Consider the following 16,089-nt stretch of genomic DNA (forward strand, 5'->3'; position numbering starts at 1 on the left):
CATGAAAAAGACACTGACACTGATCGCCGCAGCAACCCTCAGCGCCCTGAGCTTTGCCTCCTGGGCTGACACCCTCACTGTGGGCGCGTCCAATACGCCACATGCTGAAATTCTTGAGCAGGCGAAGCCGATTCTGGCGAAGCAGGGTATCGACCTGGAGATCAAACCGTTCCAGGACTACATTCTGCCCAACACTGCCCTGGCGGGTCATGACATTGACGCGAACTACTTCCAGCACATCCCTTATCTGAACAGCGTGCTGAAAGATCATGAAGGCGATAAGGACTATGATTTTGTCAGCGCAGGCGCGATCCACATCGAGCCCATCGGCATCTACTCCAAAAAATACAAGTCGCTGAAAGACCTGCCGGAAGGCGGCAAAATCATCATGCGTGATGCCGTTTCTGAAGAGGGGCGTATTCTCTCTATCTTCGAAAAAGAAGGGGTGATCAAGCTGAAGCCTGGCATCGACAAAGTGACCGCGCGCATCAGCGACATCGTGGAGAACCCGAAAAAGCTGCAGTTCACTCCTAACGTGGAAGCGTCTCTGCTGCCGCAGATGTACAACAACGATGAAGGCGCGGCGGTCGTGATCAACGCCAACTACGCGATTGACGCCGGTCTGGATCCGGTTCACGACCCGATTGCGGTTGAGAGCGGTGAAAACAACCCGTATGCCAATATCATTACCGTGCATCGCGGTGACGAGAAGAAGAAAGATATCGTTGCGCTGGTGAACGTGCTGCACTCCAAAGAGATTCAGGACTGGATCCGCACCAAGTACAAAGGTGCGGTGATACCGGTAAATAACTAATTAATTGATTTAGCTTAGGAAGCCCGTTGAGTTTCTCGCCGGGCTTCTTTTTTGTATCCGGGCGAGGGATCATTTAAGCTGACGGTTTAGGGCAACGGAGTGGATCGCTATGGGCAATGTGACCAAAGACGAAGAGCTGTACCAGGAGATGTGTCGGGTGGTAGGGAAGGTCGTTCTGGAGATGCGTGACTTAGGGCAGGAGCCCAAGCATATCGTGATTGCCGGGGTGCTGCGTACGGCGCTGGCGAACCAGCGCGTAAAACGGAGCGAGTTAACTACCCAGGCGATGGAAACGGTGGTTAAAGCGCTGGCCGGTTGATGCGCCAGCGCTTTGCAAGCTGTTCCAGGGAACAGCAGAGAAGGTAATAAACGACACCCGTGAAAATAAAGATGGCCGCCGGGTAAATTTGCACCCGGTTGTTCACTTGCCCCGCCACCGTGGTCAGTTCAGGCACGTTCACAATGAACGCCAGCGACGTGTCTTTAAGCAGGCTGATAAAAATCCCCACCAAAGAGGGCAGGATATTACGCATTGCCTGCGGCAGCAGGATGCGCCACAGGATTTGTTGTGTGCTGAATCCTTGCGTTAAGGCCGCCTCGTACTGACCCGACGGCAACGCGTGAATGCCCGCGAATACTGAGTGCATCACCGATGCCGCCGTAAACCACGCCAGCGCCAGCGTCACGGTCAGCGCTCCTGGCAGATCGCCGCCGATAATAAGCGGCAGCAGATACCACATCCAGAAGATCACAAAGATTAACGGGATACCCCGGATAAGCTCCGCCCACAGAAACAGCGTCTTACGTATCCTCCCGGAATAGCGCCAGGCCAGACAGGCAAGGACTACGCCGCCCGGCAGCGCAAGGAGCGCCGCGCCTGCGGCCATCAGTAATGAGAGCAAGACTCCGCCGGGTTCACCCGTAGCCGCGCGTCCCCACAGCAGATAGTCCAGGTTATCGATAATCACGTTAAGTCCGGCAATCATGTTTTTCACTCCCTGTGAGTGTCGTCTTCTGGCGTTGACGTTTTGGAGCGGGTCCGAGGTGCACCAGCGCCATGCCCATCACCACGCCGGTGAACAGATAGAGCAGAGTGCCGACGGTAAACGCCTCCAGCGCGTGCGCGTTAAAGCTCTCAATCTGCCGGACCTGACAGGTCAGTTCGGCAAAGCCAATACCGCTGGCAAGCGAGGAGAGTTTCATCAGGTTAAGGTACTGCCCCACAATGGGCTGCCAGGCGTTCGCCAGCCCCTGCGGCAGCAGGATGTAACGAAACAGATGCCACGCGGAGAAGCCCTGGGAGAGCGCCGCCTCCCGTTGCCCGCCCGGAACGGCGCGCAACCCGGACGCCACTTCTTCAATGAGAAAAGCCGAGATAAACACGCCCAGCCCCCAGGCCGAGCACAAAAACTCGGGGGTGAACCACCAGACGTCGCCGGGGAGAATCGACCAGCGGTGATCCGCATTCACTGTATCCCGGAATGCCTGCGGCAGGCCGTTCCAGGCGGCAAAATACCAGAACAGCAGCTGTACCAGCAGCGGGGTATTGCGAAACAGCGACACCCAGCAACTGACCACCATGTTGCCGAGGCGCCCGCCTGAGAGGCGCAGGAGCAGAAAAAGCAGCGCAAGCAGGCTTGCCAGTATCGCCCCGGCGAGCGTCACCCATAGGGTGGTGAGAAAACCGGATACAATCCATTGCAGGGGCTGTCCGGTGAGCACCCCCTGCCAGTCGAGCGCGGGCATTACAACGGCTCCTGATGCAGCGGGTTCAAAACCTTTTGCAGAAAACGCCGCGCGCGCGGGTGCGACGGGTGGCGGAAAAATTGCTCCGGCGGGGCGGTTTCCAGGATCTGTCCGCCGTCGATAAAAACAATCCGGTCGGCAATTTCCCGGGCAAACTGCATCTCATGCGTAACCACAATCATAGTGATTCCGCTATGAGCCAGCGCTTTCATGACCAGTAACACTTCGCCAATCATTTCGGGGTCGAGCGCGGACGTTGGTTCGTCGAAGAGAATAATTTGCGGCGAGGAGGCCAGCGCGCGTGCAATCGCCACTCGCTGCTGTTGGCCACCGGAGAGTTCCGCTGGGAAATGGTCTGCCTTCTCCAGCATGCCCACGTTCTCCAGCAGCGTCAGCGCACGCGCCTGAGCTGGCAGGGGCTTCCAGCCGTGAACATGCTCCAGCGCCAGGGTGATGTTTTGGCTGGCGGTGAGATGGGTGTAGAGATTGAACTGCTGGAACACAAATCCGACGCGACTGCGTAACTGGCGCAGCGCAAGGCGCGAAAGTCGCCCGGTGGGTTTGTTGTCAATCAGGATCTCGCCGCCGCTTAGCGTCTCAAGCTGGTTGATTAGACGGATCAGGGTGGATTTACCTGAACCCGAAGGTCCCAGGATGGCGACCACTTCGCCAGGCGTAATGGTGAGATTAATGCCGTTTAAAACCTGATGATCACCGTAACGTTTGCCGACATTGCGGAACTCGACGCTGGCCTGTTTCAGACGTGAAAAATCCGCGGCACTGGCCGCGGAGTGGGAAAATAAACCTGAGAGCATCTTACTTCGCTTCTATGGTAAAGGCGCGTGGCTGTGGAGACGGGGTGTTTGGACCAAACCAGAGATCGTAGATTTTTGCTGCCTGGCCGTTTTTCTCCAGGTTCACCAGCTCATCATTGACGGCTTTCAGTAGTGCCGGTTCCCCCTTTTTGACACCCACACCAATCTCTTCTTTGCTGAGCAGGTCGGGCAGAATTTTGAAGTTCGCTTTATCCGGGGCCTGCGCCAGCAGACCGGCCAGAATGGTGCTGTCCTGGGTGATCGCTTGCACGTTACCGTTGCGAAGCGCCGTCAGCGCCAGCGGAATATCGTCGTAGGAGAGCACGCGGGATTGCGGGAACCGCTGGTGCAGCGCCTGTTCGCCGGTGGTACCTTTTACCGCGCCAATGCGTGCGTGGCTGTAAGCGTCCAGCTTATCGGCGGATTTTGCCGGCACCAGGAATTGCTGACCAGTGACAAAATACGGCGTCGAGAAATCAATCACCTGCGCCCGCTCCGGGGTGATGGTGATATCCGCTACAATTAAATCCGCTTTCCCGGACTGGAGCAGGGGAATGCGATTCGCCGGGTTGGTGGCGACCAGCTCCAGCTTCACGCCCAGCGATTTTGCCAGCGCTCTGGCAAAATCCACGTCGTAGCCCACAATCTCATGCGTGTTGGCATCAACTGAACCAAACGGCGGGTTGGCATCAAAGGTCGCCACTTTTACCACACCTGCGGCTCTAATATCCGCCAGCCGATCGGCCTGAACTTGTGTAGAAAGCAGGCTACCTGTTGCCAGTAAACCCAGCGCAATGAACCCTTTTTTATTTGCTGCCATCGTCATACGTCATCCCGTCGTGTTTGTTTTGTTCCGTTACGCTCCCATAAGCGAAAGCTATCGCCAAATAAGAAATTGTTCTTTGCTTTAAACAAAAAAACATTATTGAACAGTGTGTTACACGCAGGTGACGCAATGTGGTGGCATTTGCAGAATCTGCATATCAACAGTGGATATTGGTATTTCACCGGCGTGGAATTTGGGTGTTTAACTGTAGGCAGGTAAAGCGAGAGGGGTACAGACGATGAAAAAGTGGATAAGCACGTTACGGCGGTTTTTTGCGGCCCGGCCCGCGAATGCGGAGAACAGCGCGCAACGTGTTCTTGAGTCGATACTGCCTGTCGCCAGTCTGTATGGCGTGGACGTGGCCAACATTGACCCGGAGTGGTTCCATGATAAAACGTCACGCTGAACTGCGCCGCACGCGCGAAATGTACTGGAATGAGCTGTGCCTCGATGCTGTAAAGCGTGGATGAGCGGAAAAATACGCTGGGAAATCCTCGGTTAACGCAAACCGTTTTGTTACCAATATCTCCTTTCACAGATGGAGATGAAGATGAAACGGACTGTATTCACGCCCGCCCTTTTAACCACAGCGTTACTGATTGCCATGCAGGCAGCCCATGCCGGGCCACAGGCGCATGTGGTCTGCAGTTACTCCCACACCCTCGGCGATGACGCCATCATGATGTTTGGTATGCCCAACCAGGCCATGTGGCACGATTTCTTTGGCAATACCCATACCGATGCCTTTTCAACCCGGGAAACCTTGCGCCAGCACGAAGAGACGACCTGTGATAACAAGGCCGACGGCTCTGCCTACTGGGCGCCTTCTCTGAGATTACCCGACGGAACGGTGGTCAAACCGGCCTATCAAAAAACCTATTATCAGGCCTCGAAGGTTGATGCCTATCCCTTGCACCCGTTCCCGGCCGGGCTGTCGCTGCTCGCCGGGGATCATCACGGCAGCACGCCCAACCCCCATATCAGCTTTTTATGCGCGAACGGGAATGGCTATAGCAGCAAAATCGGGGAGGTGTGCGGGCTGCGTAAAGCTAACGATGCCGTCCAGTTTAATATTGGCATTCAATTTCCGAACTGCTGGGACGGTGTGAATCTGAAGCCCGACCACGGTCTGGCCAATGCGGCGTATGACGTTAACGGCCAGTGCCCGAGCGCGTTCCCGGTAAAAATTCCAACGGTTAATATGAATGTGGCTTACGTGCTGCATGGTATTACCCGCCTGGACACCCGTCAGGCGCAACTGTCGCTCGATCCGGTGATGCAGGGGGCTGAACGTGAAGAACGCTGGGGTAGCCTCTACACGGCGCATGCCGATTTCATGAACGGCTGGACGGACGATGCCGCCCGCTTTATGACCGAACGCTGCATGAACCGCGGTATGGATTGTGGTTCAACCGTGCCCTATGGTTATTCTATGGCGAAGGCCAATGTCTGGCTCAGCAGTCTTGAACCGAACATCTCTCAGCCTTCACCGCAGGTGTTACTGGTAGAAGATAACTGGCAGAACGGTGGACGCACAAAAAACAGCGAGACGCTGAGCCTGGTAAAATTCCATATCCCGCCGCTGCCCGCCGGGCAGGATCCGTCCTTGTTTAAATACCGCGTCCGTATTTTCGGTGGGAAGGTAGAAAACAATGGGGCCGATCAGATTTTCTTTTATCCGGCCAGTAATGACTGGGATCCTGCGACCGTGAAGTGGTCGTCGCGTCCGGCCTGTAATTACCGTTCCGATGCCGTGCTTTATCTGAACCATGTTCGTGAATACCGGATGGTCGACGTGGATAAAGCCGTGCGTAAGGCGCTGGCGGAAGGGAAAACCGAGATCTCGTGGTATATCGGTGGCGATCGCCAGGGGAATCATTATCAGTTTGAACCAGCCTCATCACCAGACGGGTTAATGCTCATGCTGACTGGCTTTAAACATACGCCGGAGGTCTGACCCTACGTTTTTTTGTTCTTAACAGGGTTAGCTGGTAAGGTCTCGGCATTCGCCACTGTCCCTGTTAACGCAATGACCACCAACAGCATGATGAAACGCGCTATCGTTCTTTGGGCGATAGCGTGCACACTCAGCGGCGTACTGCTCTACGCCGAACAAATTCGCCGTCAGTTCTGGGAGCGAGACCGTGAGTTCTCGGCGTTATTTTCCGAATTAAGCGCGGTCCTGACGCAAAATGAATCGGTCTTACCGCTTCTGAATGGCGATGAAGACATTGCCGCCCTGCGCAAAAAATTCCCCCATCTGCTCGCGCTGGAAAAAACGACGGGACGCCCACTGGATGCGGCGCGGGTGGAGCCTGCCCACGAGATGCAGTACTGGCTTTATAACCCCTGGCGTCAGATCCGCGTGCGGGTGGATCTCGGCCCGATTCTGAATGCGCATCATCCGTTTACCCATCTGGGGATCCGCTTCATACCGACCGGGGAAGAACGGCCCTCTGACGCATTCTGGCACTGGCAACGCACCTTCCCGCAACATACGCAACCTTTTACGCTCGAAGCGGATTCCCGGCCGGACTGGTTTGGCGTCCGCTGGTCTGTTTACCCCTTGTTGTTTATCGGCTGGGGGATAGTGATTGCGCTGGTAAGCGTGGTGCTCTGGCAGCGTAAAGCACGTAAAGACGCCGAGCAAAGGGCGCGCTATTACCAGCACGCCAGGCTCAATACCCTGGGGGAGATCACCGCCGGTATTGTACATGAGATAAACCAGCCGCTGACCGCCGTCCAGACGTGGATCCAGGGCGCACAGCGTCAGTTACAGCAGGAAAACGGCCAGGCCGTGTCGCAGGCGCTGTCGGCTGCGCTGACGCAAACGCAGCGTATTAGCGCATTATTAACCCGTTTTCGCGAGCACGTTGTGAAGGAGAAAGTCACCCTGCGGGAAACCGATCTGGCAGCATGCTGGCTGCAGGTGGTGAACTTACTTGAGCATGAGCGCAGGGCTGAGCATATCTCGGTCAGCCATGCGTTTGCCCCCGGGGCCACCACCGTGCTGGCCGACCCGCTCTGGCTGGAGCAGGTGCTGCATAATCTGCTCAGCAATGCGATTCAGGCCCAACAGGCGAGTCCTGCTGGCTGGGTAAAGATTGAAAGCCACAAAACCGAAAGCGGCATTCAGATTACCGTGACGGACGGCGGGCCAGGCTTTAGCCTGGAGGCGTTACAAAATGCCTTTATGCCGTTTTACAGCGGCCGGGAAGAGGGCATAGGCCTGGGAATGACCTTAACGGAATCATTGATGACGCGTATGAATGGATCGATTACGCTGGGCAATGCACCGCAGGGCGGGGCAGAGATCCGGCTACAACTGGCAAACGGAAAGGAGGCTACGGTTGGATAACACAATCTGGCTGATTGATGATGATGAATCCATCAGAGAGTCGATGGCGTTTTTGCTTTCGGGCATGGGGTGGCCGGTCAGGACGTTTGAAAGCGTTGATGCCTTTACCGCGGCCCATGCACGGGACACAGAGCTGGTAGGCTGCATGCTGCTGGATATGCGGATGCCGGGCAAAGGCGGGCTCACCTGGCTTGAGGAGGGGAAATGGCCCTGGCCCCTGCTGCCGGTGATCATCATGACCGGGCACGGGACCGTAGATGCCTGTCGTCGGGCATTTCGTAACGGCGTGTTTGAGTTTTTCACCAAGCCGCTGGATGCCGATAAGCTTATCGAAACGGTAGGGTTAGCCTTTGAGGATAGTCAGCGCCGGTTTGCCGGCTGGCAGGAAACCTCCCGGGTGAAAGCGCGCTTCGCACAATTAACCGCGCGGGAGCATGAGGTGCTGGGGGAGTTGATGAAAGGGCTCAGCAACAAAGAGGTGGCCGCCCGGCTGAATCTCTCGCCACGGACGGTGGAAGCGCACCGCGCGGCGGCGTTTACCAAGCTTGGCGTTGGCAGTCTGGTTCAGGCAATACGCGAATACGATAAATTGCAATCCGTATAACTACCAGGTTGAGTGCGTATTCAACCGAATTATGTTTCATCGCCCGGCGGGGTACGCTCTGCCACGTATCCCAACACGCGAGGAAGTGCGATGAAAAAATTAATGATGGTTGCGGCACTGGCCGCAGGTAGCGTAAGTCTGACGGCACAAGCCGATACGTTAAACCAAAAGAGTCTCTCGCTGGCGCAGGCGAATGCGCTGGCCACGTCCGCCATTCAGGCGTGTACGGCAAAGAATTATCAGGTGACGGTCACCGTGGTTGACCGTGCGGGCGTGGTGAAAGCCGTGCAGCGTACGGACAATGCCGGTCCTCATACGGTTAAAGCCAGCGAAATGAAAGCCTGGACGGCGCTCAGCGCAAAGAATGCCTCAGGCAAAGTGATGGAAGCGGCGCAGAGCAACGCCGGCGCGCAAAACATGCGTGATATTCCGGGCTTCCTGCTGCTGGCGGGCGGCCTGCCGGTGAAAGAGGACGATGAGGTGATTGGGGCGATTGGCATCGGCGGTGCGCCGGGCGGTCATCTTGATGAAGCCTGCGCGCAGGCGGCCATTGACGGGCTGAAAAAGTAACATAAAAAAAAGCACCGGGTTAACCGGTGCTTTTTCATCAGATCTTGCAGGCATCGCCGCAGTCGTCATCTGCAACTATCGCCTGGGCTTTTTTATCTGCGTCGTCCAGACGTTCCGCATTACGCTCTTCTGCTTCATCCAGTCCGTTAAAGACCAGGTTTTCGAGATCAATTTCCATGTGGCACCTGCTTTGTTCAGTTTTTGATACTGGCACAGTATAGGGCAAAAAAGGCCAGCAATGTACCTCGCAGCACATATGGACAATCCCTGCCATACTCTCTGCTTTATGGCTGAGGAATGCACATGATGACACTCTGCAAAACCTGCGGTACTGCGTATGACACCACGCCGGAAACATGCCCGATTTGCGAGGATGAACGCCAGTATGTTCCGCACAGCGGCCAGGCGTGGATTGACTTTGCTACCGTGACTTCCACCCACAGCAACAAATGGCAGCAGCTGGAGCCACAGCTGTTGAGTATCAAAACGGTGCCTGCCTTTGCGATTAACCAGCGCGCGCTGCTTTTGCGTACCCCACACGGCAATATTCTCTGGGACTGTATTGCCAACCTCGACCCGGCAACCAAAACGCTCATTACCGCGCTCGGCGGCATCAGCGCGATTGCGATCTCGCACCCACACTATTACACCACCATGCAGACATGGGCTGCGGCATTTAATGCACCGGTGTACCTGCACGCCAGCGACAGAGAGTGGGTCATGCGCGGCAGTCCTGCCATTCAGTTCTGGGAAGGGGATACGCTGGAACTATTTCCGTCGGTCACCTTGTTGCGTCTGGGGGGCATTTTGCAGGCGGTACGGTGCTGCACTGGCAGGAGGGCGAAGGCGTATTGCTGGCGGGGGATATTCTTCAGGTCACGCCCGGAAAAGACGCCGTTTCGTTTATGTGGAGCTACCCGAATATGCTGCCGCTGCCAGCCCGTACCGTTGAGCGGATTACCGGTCTTCTGGAAGGCAAAAAGTTTGCCCGTCTGTACGGTGCCTTTGAGGGACAAAACATCCCGGCAAACGCGGACGAGATTGTGCAGCGGTCGGGCCAGAAATATATTGCTTGTCTCAGGTAAAGCACGATGGGTAAACTTCACGAGTGTGATCCCGATCATACCTAAACTACAACAGATAAAAGAGAAATTGCTATGCAACATATCATTGAAGGTTTCCTCAACTTTCAAAAAGAGATTTTCCCGCAACGTAAAGAGCTCTTCCGCAGTTTAGCGTCCAGCCAGAATCCCAAAGCGCTGTTCATCTCATGCTCCGACAGCCGTCTGGTACCAGAACTGGTCACTCAGCAAGAGCCAGGACAGCTCTTTGTCATTCGAAATGCTGGCAACATTGTGCCGCCGTTCGGGCCAGAGCCGGGCGGTGTCTCCGCAACCATCGAATATGCCGTTGTGGCGCTGGGCGTGACGGATATTGTGATTTGCGGTCACTCCAACTGTGGGGCGATGAAGGCGATTGCGGATAACGCGAACCTCGAGCCGATGCCTGCCGTCTCCCACTGGTTGCGTTATTCTGATGCCGCTAAAGCGGTGGTGGAGAAGAAAAGCTGGGATCAGCCGATCGACAAAGTGAATGCAATGGTGCAGGAGAACGTCTTTGCGCAGCTGAGCAACATCAAAACCCATCCATCCGTTGCTGTGGGTCTGCGCAATAACGCCCTTCGCCTGCACGGCTGGGTGTATGACATTGAGAGCGGTGAAATTCGTGCGCTGGATAAAGCGACGAAAACCTTCGTTTCTCTGTCAGAGAACCCGGAAGTGTTCTTCGAATAATGACGATCAGGGCATGGAAGCCCTGTCAGCTATCGAAATACGGCAATCTCCTGCGTAACCCTGAAGCGGGTTTCTCTGCCGCTTTCGCCATCGACCCGGCAATCTCCGCACACTCGGCCAGTCCCTGAACGAAGGGATGATCGTGCATCAGCCACGGTATCGCGCCAAACGCGATTCTCCCGCGCACCGTTTCTGGTGCTTTAAGCGTGTAATCCTCGCCAATATCAGGGATCTCGTCGCCTGTCGCCTGCAGCTGTTTGCGCAGTGTCGGGAAAGGCAGATCCTCTGTTTTCAGCGGTTTTTGCCCGCGGGCATCAATAAACACGTCAAAGAGATAGGTGTTGTCTTCAGTCGCGATCGCCGTCTGGGCACGACCGACATCCAGCGTGTAATCATCACCTAATGCGACAACGCTGATGATCCCGGCCTCGCGCAGCGCAAGCAGCCGACGGATAGACTGCGGTGGAATGGCGGCGTAGTTGTCGATAAACACCCTTGCCAGCCCCTGTTTGAAGCGTTCCTGGTCCTGTTCATTAAGATGCGGCACGATCTCCTGAACCACCTCGTGCAACCGAAGCACGGTGTAGCGCCAGGGCACCGTTCGCCGCTCACGTTTGTTACGTTCGACCTCATTTAGATTGGTTTCTGCCCAGCTAAACGGGCCGTGCTGTTTGCGGTCCTCAAACCAGGCATCGCGAAGGGTGTCCGCATCCAGGGCGTGCAGCCCGATTTTCTCACACCATGTCGGGTCGGCGAGTTCCAGCTCTTTTACCATCAGGGTAAAAATACGATCCAGCAGGCCGTCAGACCCTTTGGCGATTTCATTCTCAACGACAAATTCAGTTAATACCGACAGCGGCTCGTAAGGAACAGGGCAGTAAAAATCGGCCTCAGGCAGAATGCCTGTCCGGGACATGAGAACTATTTTTAACGCCTCGCTGCCTTTATCCAGAACGAATTTGTCATCAACAAAGGCGCCATGCTGCATAACAACCGCCATGGCGGCGTCCAGTCCGCTTAATGAGGTCCCCATAATCCCCACTCGACAGGCTGGGATATCGGCGTCCATCAACCCGGACCAGGGGCTTGGGAAGAAGGTGCGCGTGGCCTCATCCTCATCAGGCCAGACGTGGCCGGTGGCGATGACGGCAAGGTTGAAGCGTTCAGGTAAGCGGCTGTTATTTACCGAAAGCGTAACGCCGTCTTTGTCGGTGGCGATATCCGTCACCTCGGCGGATTCATGGATATCGACCTGAAATCCGAGCCTGCGGGCCTCTTTGACCACCCTGAGAAAACTGTCGCGAAAATATTCCCCCAGCAGGATTCGGGGCAGAAACTGCCGGTCGTGCAGGGAAGCTTTATCGACGTGATAGCGGGCGAGATGGGCTGCACTCTGCTCTTTTAACCAGTCGAGGTAGGTCATAAAAACGGGTGGGATTTCAATGCTGGCAATATTCGCCAGCATCAGACGCGAGTTTTCATCAATTCGGTAGGGCATGCCCACGCCCGCTTCCTCGGCTTTTTCGAAAATGGAAACGGCCAGTGGCGTTTTATGCTTCAGGAGCGCGTAAAAGGTATAAATCCCTGTGGGGCCGGAGCCGATAATGGCGATTTTTTTCATCGACACTGTTCCTGCTTTTTTTTGTCATATGAAAAGCGTAGCAGGAGAAAGCGTAAAAAATCAGACGATTGGGATTATTCAGACTACAAGAAGAGGATTTGCACCATTTCAGGACTGAAATGGTGCGTCCGAGTGGACTCGAACCACCGACCCCCACCATGTCAAGGTGGTGCTCTAACCAACTGAGCTACGGACGCAGAATGGTGCGTTCAATTGGACTCGAACCAACGACCCCCACCATGTCAAGGTGGTGCTCTAACCAACTGAGCTATGAACGCAACGTGTTGTCGGTGACAACGGGGACGAATATTAGCGGCACAGCACCGCAGTGGCAAGAGGCAAAATGCATTTTTCTCTCTGATTTCACGCGATTGCTTCATTACCGCGCAAAGTGAAGAGAAAGTAGCCGCCAGCAGGCGGCTACTGTGTATTTAACGTGCGGCGCGTTGCAAAATTACCGTGGATGGCTGACGCTGCAGGAAGCGCATACGCAGCATCATCATGATAGCCGCAGAGGTCAGACCGATGATAAAGCCGATCCAGAACCCCGCGGGCCCCATACGATCCACCACCAGATCGGTGAGCGCGAGAATGTAACCGCTCGGCAGACCCAACACCCAGTAGGCGATGAAGGTAATAAAGAAGATGGAGCGGGTATCTTTATAACCACGCAGTACGCCGCTGCCGATCACCTGGATGGAGTCAGAGATCTGGTATACCGCTGCCAGCAGCATCAGATGCGATGCCAGCATCACCACTTCCGGGTTGTCATTGTAGAGCAGGGCAATTTGCTCCCGCAGTGCGACGGTGAAAAGCGCGGTGCAGACCGCCATACAGACACCCACGCCGAGCCCGGTGCGTGCAGCCGTTTGTGCATCAAGGGTTGAACCTTGCCCCAGACGAAAGCCGACGCGGATGGTGACCGCGGCCGCCAGCGACATCGGCAGGACGAACATCAGCGAGCTGAAGTTCAGCGCAATCTGGTGTCCGGCCACGTTCACAATGCCCAGCGGCGAGACCAGCAGGGCGACCACGGCAAACAGAGTCACTTCGAAGAACAGTGCCAGCGCAATGGGCAGCCCCAGCTGGACCAGACGCATCATAATGTGCCAGTCCGGCGTGCTGAATGAACGCTCATTACGGATATCACGCAGGGAGCGGGCGTGTTTAACAAAGGTGAGTATGCTAAAGAACATCACCCAGTACACCGCCGCTGTTGCCACGCCGCAGCCTACGCCGCCAAGCTCCGGCATACCAAAATGGCCGTAAATAAAGATATAGTTCACCGGAATGTTGACCAGTAAACCGATAAAGCCCATGACCATCCCCGGCTTGGTTTTTGCCAGGCCTTCGCACTGGTTACGCGCCACCTGGAAGAAGAGATAACCCGGTACACCCCAGAGCAGGGCGCGCAGATACCCCACGGCTTTGTCTGCCAGAGCCGGGTCGATATTATGCATGGCGCGAATGATATGCCCGGCGTTCCAGAGCACGATCATAATCAGTACGGAGACAAATCCAGCCAGCCAAAAGCCCTGGCGCACCTGATGGGCGATACGTTCACGTCGGCCGGAACCATTCAGCTGGGCGATAACCGGCGTGAGTGCCAGCAGCAGGCCGTGACCGAAGAGAATGGCCGGAAGCCAGATAGAGGTTCCGATTGCCACGGCGGCCATATCGGTGGCGCTGTAGCCACCGGCCATCACCGTATCCACAAATCCCATTGCGGTCTGGGCCACCTGCGCGATGATCACCGGGATAGCCAGTGCCAATAACTGCCGCGCTTCATTCATGTACTTCTGCACGTGAACACCTTTATTTTGTAGTTATATGAGAGACTAAAAAAGCCGCCGTAACTGGCAGCAAGAAGAAAAAGCAGAGGGGGTGCCAGCTATTGTAGCGGGCTTTAGCTATTAATCTAGTGAAAAAATCGCCAGAAAATGCGCTGCTCTGGCAACCTGTATTTCCAACTGTTATTGTGGTGGGATTAAACGGTGTCACCACCGTCCGGAAAATACAGGAGTTGTAAGCATGTTTACTGGTATTGTGCAGGGCACCGCTAAAGTGGTGTCCATTGATGAAAAACCTAATTTCCGTACCCACGTCGTTGAGCTGCCAGAATATATGCTGGATGGCATCGAAACCGGTGCCTCGGTTGCGCATAACGGCTGCTGCCTGACGGTGACCGAAATTCATGGCAACCAGATTAGCTTTGATTTAATGAAAGAAACGCTGCGTATCACCAACCTGGGCGAACTGGTGGTGGGCGATACCGTAAACGTAGAGCGTGCGGCGAAGTTCAGCGATGAAATTGGCGGCCACCTGATGTCGGGCCATATCATGACCACCGCCGAAGTGGCGAAAATTGTCACCTCTGAAAATAACCGTCAAATCTGGTTTAAAGTGCAGGATCCGTCATTAATGAAATACATCCTGTATAAAGGATTTATTGGTATTGATGGGATTAGCCTGACGGTCGGAGAAGTGACGCCGACGCGTTTTTGCGTGCATTTAATTCCGGAAACGCTACAGCGTACGACGCTGGGGGCGAAAAAACTGGGGCAGCGTGTGAATATCGAAATCGATCCGCAAACCCAGGCGGTGGTGGATACCGTCGAGCGTGTGCTGGCGGCGAAAGAGGCGGCCATAATAAAGGCCACCGAAGAAGAATAAAAAAAATAACCCCGGATATCCGGGGTTATTTTTTAGCGCGGCACACGTAAGCCATGTTCAATCCCGCGACTGAAGACCACCTGCCAGAGCTGAATATCACGCGCGCGGAACGCACCTGCGCAGGCATTCAGATAATAGCTGAACATCCGTTTAAATCGTTCAGAATAGTTGTCTGCAATCTCAGGCCACGCTTGCTGGAAACGTTCATGCCACGCCATAAGCGTGGTGTCGTAATCCGCGCCAAAGTTATGCCAGTCTTCCATAATGAAGTGGCTTTCGCTGGCGTTGGCAATCTGGCGAACGGAAGGCAAACAGCCATTCGGAAAGATGTATTTATTGATCCACGGGTCAACGTTATTGTCCGTGCGCTTAGAGCCTATGGTGTGCAGCAGGAAAATGCCGTCGGGTTTTAAATTACGATCCACCACCTCAAAATAGGTGTCGTAATTTTTCGGCCCCACGTGCTCAAACATGCCCACGGAAACAATGCGATCAAACTGCTCGTTGAGGTCGCGGTAATCCTGCAGACGGATATCAACGTCGAGACCCTGGCAGCGCTCCCGGGCCATTTTTTGCTGTTCGGCTGAAATGGTTACGCCGACCACGCTGACGCCGTAGTGCTTCGCCATAAAATACGCCAGACCGCCCCAGCCACAGCCGATATCCAGCACACGCATGCCGGGCTGCAGCTGCAGTTTCTCGCTAATCAGACGCAGTTTATCCTGCTGGGCTTCTTCGAGGGTTGTCGCCTTTTTCCAGTAGGCGCAGGAGTATTGCATGAAGGGATCCAGCATGCGGCTGAACAAATCGTTACCGAGGTCGTAGTGCTCTTTGCCCACGATCCACGCCCGCTTTTTGCTTTGCAGATTGAACAAACGGGCGGAGGCGACGCGCAACGTATCTTTTATATTGCGGGGGAGCTGGTTCTCCAGACCGGCGCGCAACACGCTGGCAAAGAAAATATCCAGCCGCTCGCAATCCCACCAGCCATCCATATAGCTTTCGCCCAGCCCTAACGATCCCTCGCGCAGCACGCGTTTAAAAAAATCGGGATGTTTGACCTGCGGATCGGAGGGTGAAGATCCGTTGATAGTGATGCCTGCACGACCTAACAGTTCACTGACGATCCGGGACCAGTTATCGTCCGGAACGCTGACTTCTTCTATACACGATGAACTCATAGCTTCTCCATCACCTTACTGTGATCAGAACCTTCAAACAGCGTAGACGCTTTTTATGGTTTGTGAGAAATCTCACGGTAAATACCGC

Annotated in this window: 17 protein-coding genes, 2 tRNA genes and 1 pseudogene; 10 read left to right on the forward strand and 10 right to left on the reverse strand. The window is 55.1% G+C overall.

What is annotated here, in order from left to right:
* The first annotated feature begins 1 nt into the window (after position 1).
* Positions 2-814: a MetQ/NlpA family ABC transporter substrate-binding protein gene (locus AC2FAK_RS07640; RefSeq protein WP_013096945.1), complete on the forward strand. Its 813-nt coding sequence runs from the start codon at positions 2-4 to the stop codon at positions 812-814.
* A 109-nt stretch (positions 815-923) separates the two neighbouring features.
* Positions 924-1,133 carry a fumarate hydratase FumD gene (fumD, locus tag AC2FAK_RS07645; RefSeq protein WP_013096944.1) on the forward strand — a complete coding sequence of 70 codons (210 nt, stop codon included), beginning with the start codon at positions 924-926 and terminating at the stop codon, positions 1,131-1,133.
* On the opposite strand, the gene AC2FAK_RS07650 is transcribed toward fumD, so the two are convergent.
* The 4 genes from AC2FAK_RS07650 to AC2FAK_RS07665 are packed head-to-tail and all read right to left on the reverse strand — an operon-like array spanning position 1,114 to position 4,195.
* Entirely contained in the window at positions 1,114-1,800 is a 687-nt protein-coding gene (locus tag AC2FAK_RS07650; RefSeq protein WP_058681472.1) for an amino acid ABC transporter permease, read from the reverse strand. The genes fumD and AC2FAK_RS07650 overlap by 20 nt on opposite strands.
* Positions 1,784-2,560 (reverse strand): amino acid ABC transporter permease, encoded by a 777-nt coding sequence (locus tag AC2FAK_RS07655; protein ID WP_095454810.1) that lies wholly within the window; start codon positions 2,558-2,560, stop codon positions 1,784-1,786. The genes AC2FAK_RS07650 and AC2FAK_RS07655 overlap by 17 nt, the downstream gene beginning before the upstream one ends.
* Positions 2,560-3,375, reverse strand: coding sequence for an amino acid ABC transporter ATP-binding protein (locus AC2FAK_RS07660; RefSeq protein WP_095454809.1), 816 nt, complete (start codon positions 3,373-3,375; stop codon positions 2,560-2,562). Before AC2FAK_RS07660 ends, AC2FAK_RS07655 begins: the two co-directional genes overlap by 1 nt.
* A gap of 1 nt (position 3,376) precedes the next feature.
* Positions 3,377-4,195 (reverse strand): ABC transporter substrate-binding protein, encoded by an 819-nt coding sequence (locus AC2FAK_RS07665; protein ID WP_095454855.1) that lies wholly within the window; start codon positions 4,193-4,195, stop codon positions 3,377-3,379.
* A 244-nt stretch (positions 4,196-4,439) separates the two neighbouring features.
* Here AC2FAK_RS07665 and AC2FAK_RS07670 point away from each other — a divergent pair, with 244 nt between their 5' ends.
* The 5 genes from AC2FAK_RS07670 (at position 4,440) to AC2FAK_RS07690 (ending at position 8,733) form a co-directional block, all read left to right on the forward strand.
* Positions 4,440-4,607: a hypothetical protein gene (locus AC2FAK_RS07670; protein ID WP_038419198.1), complete on the forward strand. Its 168-nt coding sequence runs from the start codon at positions 4,440-4,442 to the stop codon at positions 4,605-4,607.
* A gap of 144 nt (positions 4,608-4,751) precedes the next feature.
* Positions 4,752-6,158 carry a DUF1996 domain-containing protein gene (locus tag AC2FAK_RS07675; RefSeq protein ID WP_095454808.1) on the forward strand — a complete coding sequence of 469 codons (1,407 nt, stop codon included), beginning with the start codon at positions 4,752-4,754 and terminating at the stop codon, positions 6,156-6,158.
* A 72-nt stretch (positions 6,159-6,230) separates the two neighbouring features.
* Entirely contained in the window at positions 6,231-7,559 is a 1,329-nt protein-coding gene (locus AC2FAK_RS07680) for a sensor histidine kinase (protein ID WP_095454807.1), read from the forward strand.
* Positions 7,552-8,163 (forward strand): response regulator transcription factor, encoded by a 612-nt coding sequence (locus tag AC2FAK_RS07685; RefSeq protein ID WP_094084173.1) that lies wholly within the window; start codon positions 7,552-7,554, stop codon positions 8,161-8,163. Before AC2FAK_RS07680 ends, AC2FAK_RS07685 begins: the two co-directional genes overlap by 8 nt.
* 90 nt (positions 8,164-8,253) lie before the next feature.
* On the forward strand, positions 8,254-8,733 hold the full coding sequence (locus AC2FAK_RS07690) for a GlcG/HbpS family heme-binding protein (protein ID WP_095454806.1): 480 nt from the start codon (positions 8,254-8,256) through the stop codon (positions 8,731-8,733).
* Positions 8,734-8,770: 37 nt separating this feature from the next.
* Here AC2FAK_RS07690 and AC2FAK_RS07695 read toward each other — a convergent pair whose 3' ends face one another.
* Positions 8,771-8,911, reverse strand: coding sequence for a hypothetical protein (locus AC2FAK_RS07695; protein WP_013096938.1), 141 nt, complete (start codon positions 8,909-8,911; stop codon positions 8,771-8,773).
* A 125-nt stretch (positions 8,912-9,036) separates the two neighbouring features.
* On the opposite strand from AC2FAK_RS07695, the pseudogene AC2FAK_RS07700 reads away from it, so the two are divergent.
* Positions 9,037-9,818: pseudogene (locus AC2FAK_RS07700) on the forward strand (MBL fold metallo-hydrolase).
* Between the two features lie 72 nt (positions 9,819-9,890).
* Complete coding sequence (locus AC2FAK_RS07705; protein ID WP_013096936.1) at positions 9,891-10,526, forward strand: carbonic anhydrase; 636 nt, start codon at positions 9,891-9,893, stop codon at positions 10,524-10,526.
* Positions 10,527-10,551: 25 nt separating this feature from the next.
* Here AC2FAK_RS07705 and AC2FAK_RS07710 read toward each other — a convergent pair whose 3' ends face one another.
* The 4 genes from AC2FAK_RS07710 to mdtK form a co-directional block, all read right to left on the reverse strand.
* Positions 10,552-12,147: an FAD-NAD(P)-binding protein gene (locus AC2FAK_RS07710; protein ID WP_095454805.1), complete on the reverse strand. Its 1,596-nt coding sequence runs from the start codon at positions 12,145-12,147 to the stop codon at positions 10,552-10,554.
* Positions 12,148-12,267: 120 nt separating this feature from the next.
* A tRNA-Val gene (locus AC2FAK_RS07715) sits at positions 12,268-12,344 on the reverse strand.
* A gap of 4 nt (positions 12,345-12,348) precedes the next feature.
* A tRNA-Val gene (locus AC2FAK_RS07720) sits at positions 12,349-12,425 on the reverse strand.
* Between the two features lie 153 nt (positions 12,426-12,578).
* Positions 12,579-13,952 carry an MdtK family multidrug efflux MATE transporter gene (mdtK, locus tag AC2FAK_RS07725; RefSeq protein WP_013096934.1) on the reverse strand — a complete coding sequence of 458 codons (1,374 nt, stop codon included), beginning with the start codon at positions 13,950-13,952 and terminating at the stop codon, positions 12,579-12,581.
* A gap of 226 nt (positions 13,953-14,178) precedes the next feature.
* Here mdtK and AC2FAK_RS07730 point away from each other — a divergent pair, with 226 nt between their 5' ends.
* On the forward strand, positions 14,179-14,820 hold the full coding sequence (locus tag AC2FAK_RS07730; protein ID WP_040023023.1) for a riboflavin synthase: 642 nt from the start codon (positions 14,179-14,181) through the stop codon (positions 14,818-14,820).
* Between the two features lie 32 nt (positions 14,821-14,852).
* Here the strand turns inward: AC2FAK_RS07730 and cfa are convergent, their stop codons facing one another.
* A complete protein-coding gene (gene cfa, locus AC2FAK_RS07735) occupies positions 14,853-16,001 on the reverse strand; it encodes a cyclopropane fatty acyl phospholipid synthase (protein ID WP_013096932.1) in 1,149 nt (382 codons plus the stop codon).
* Between the last annotated feature and the right edge of the window lie 88 nt (positions 16,002-16,089).

The sequence above is a fragment of the Enterobacter cloacae complex sp. 394F7 genome (assembly GCF_057320385.1).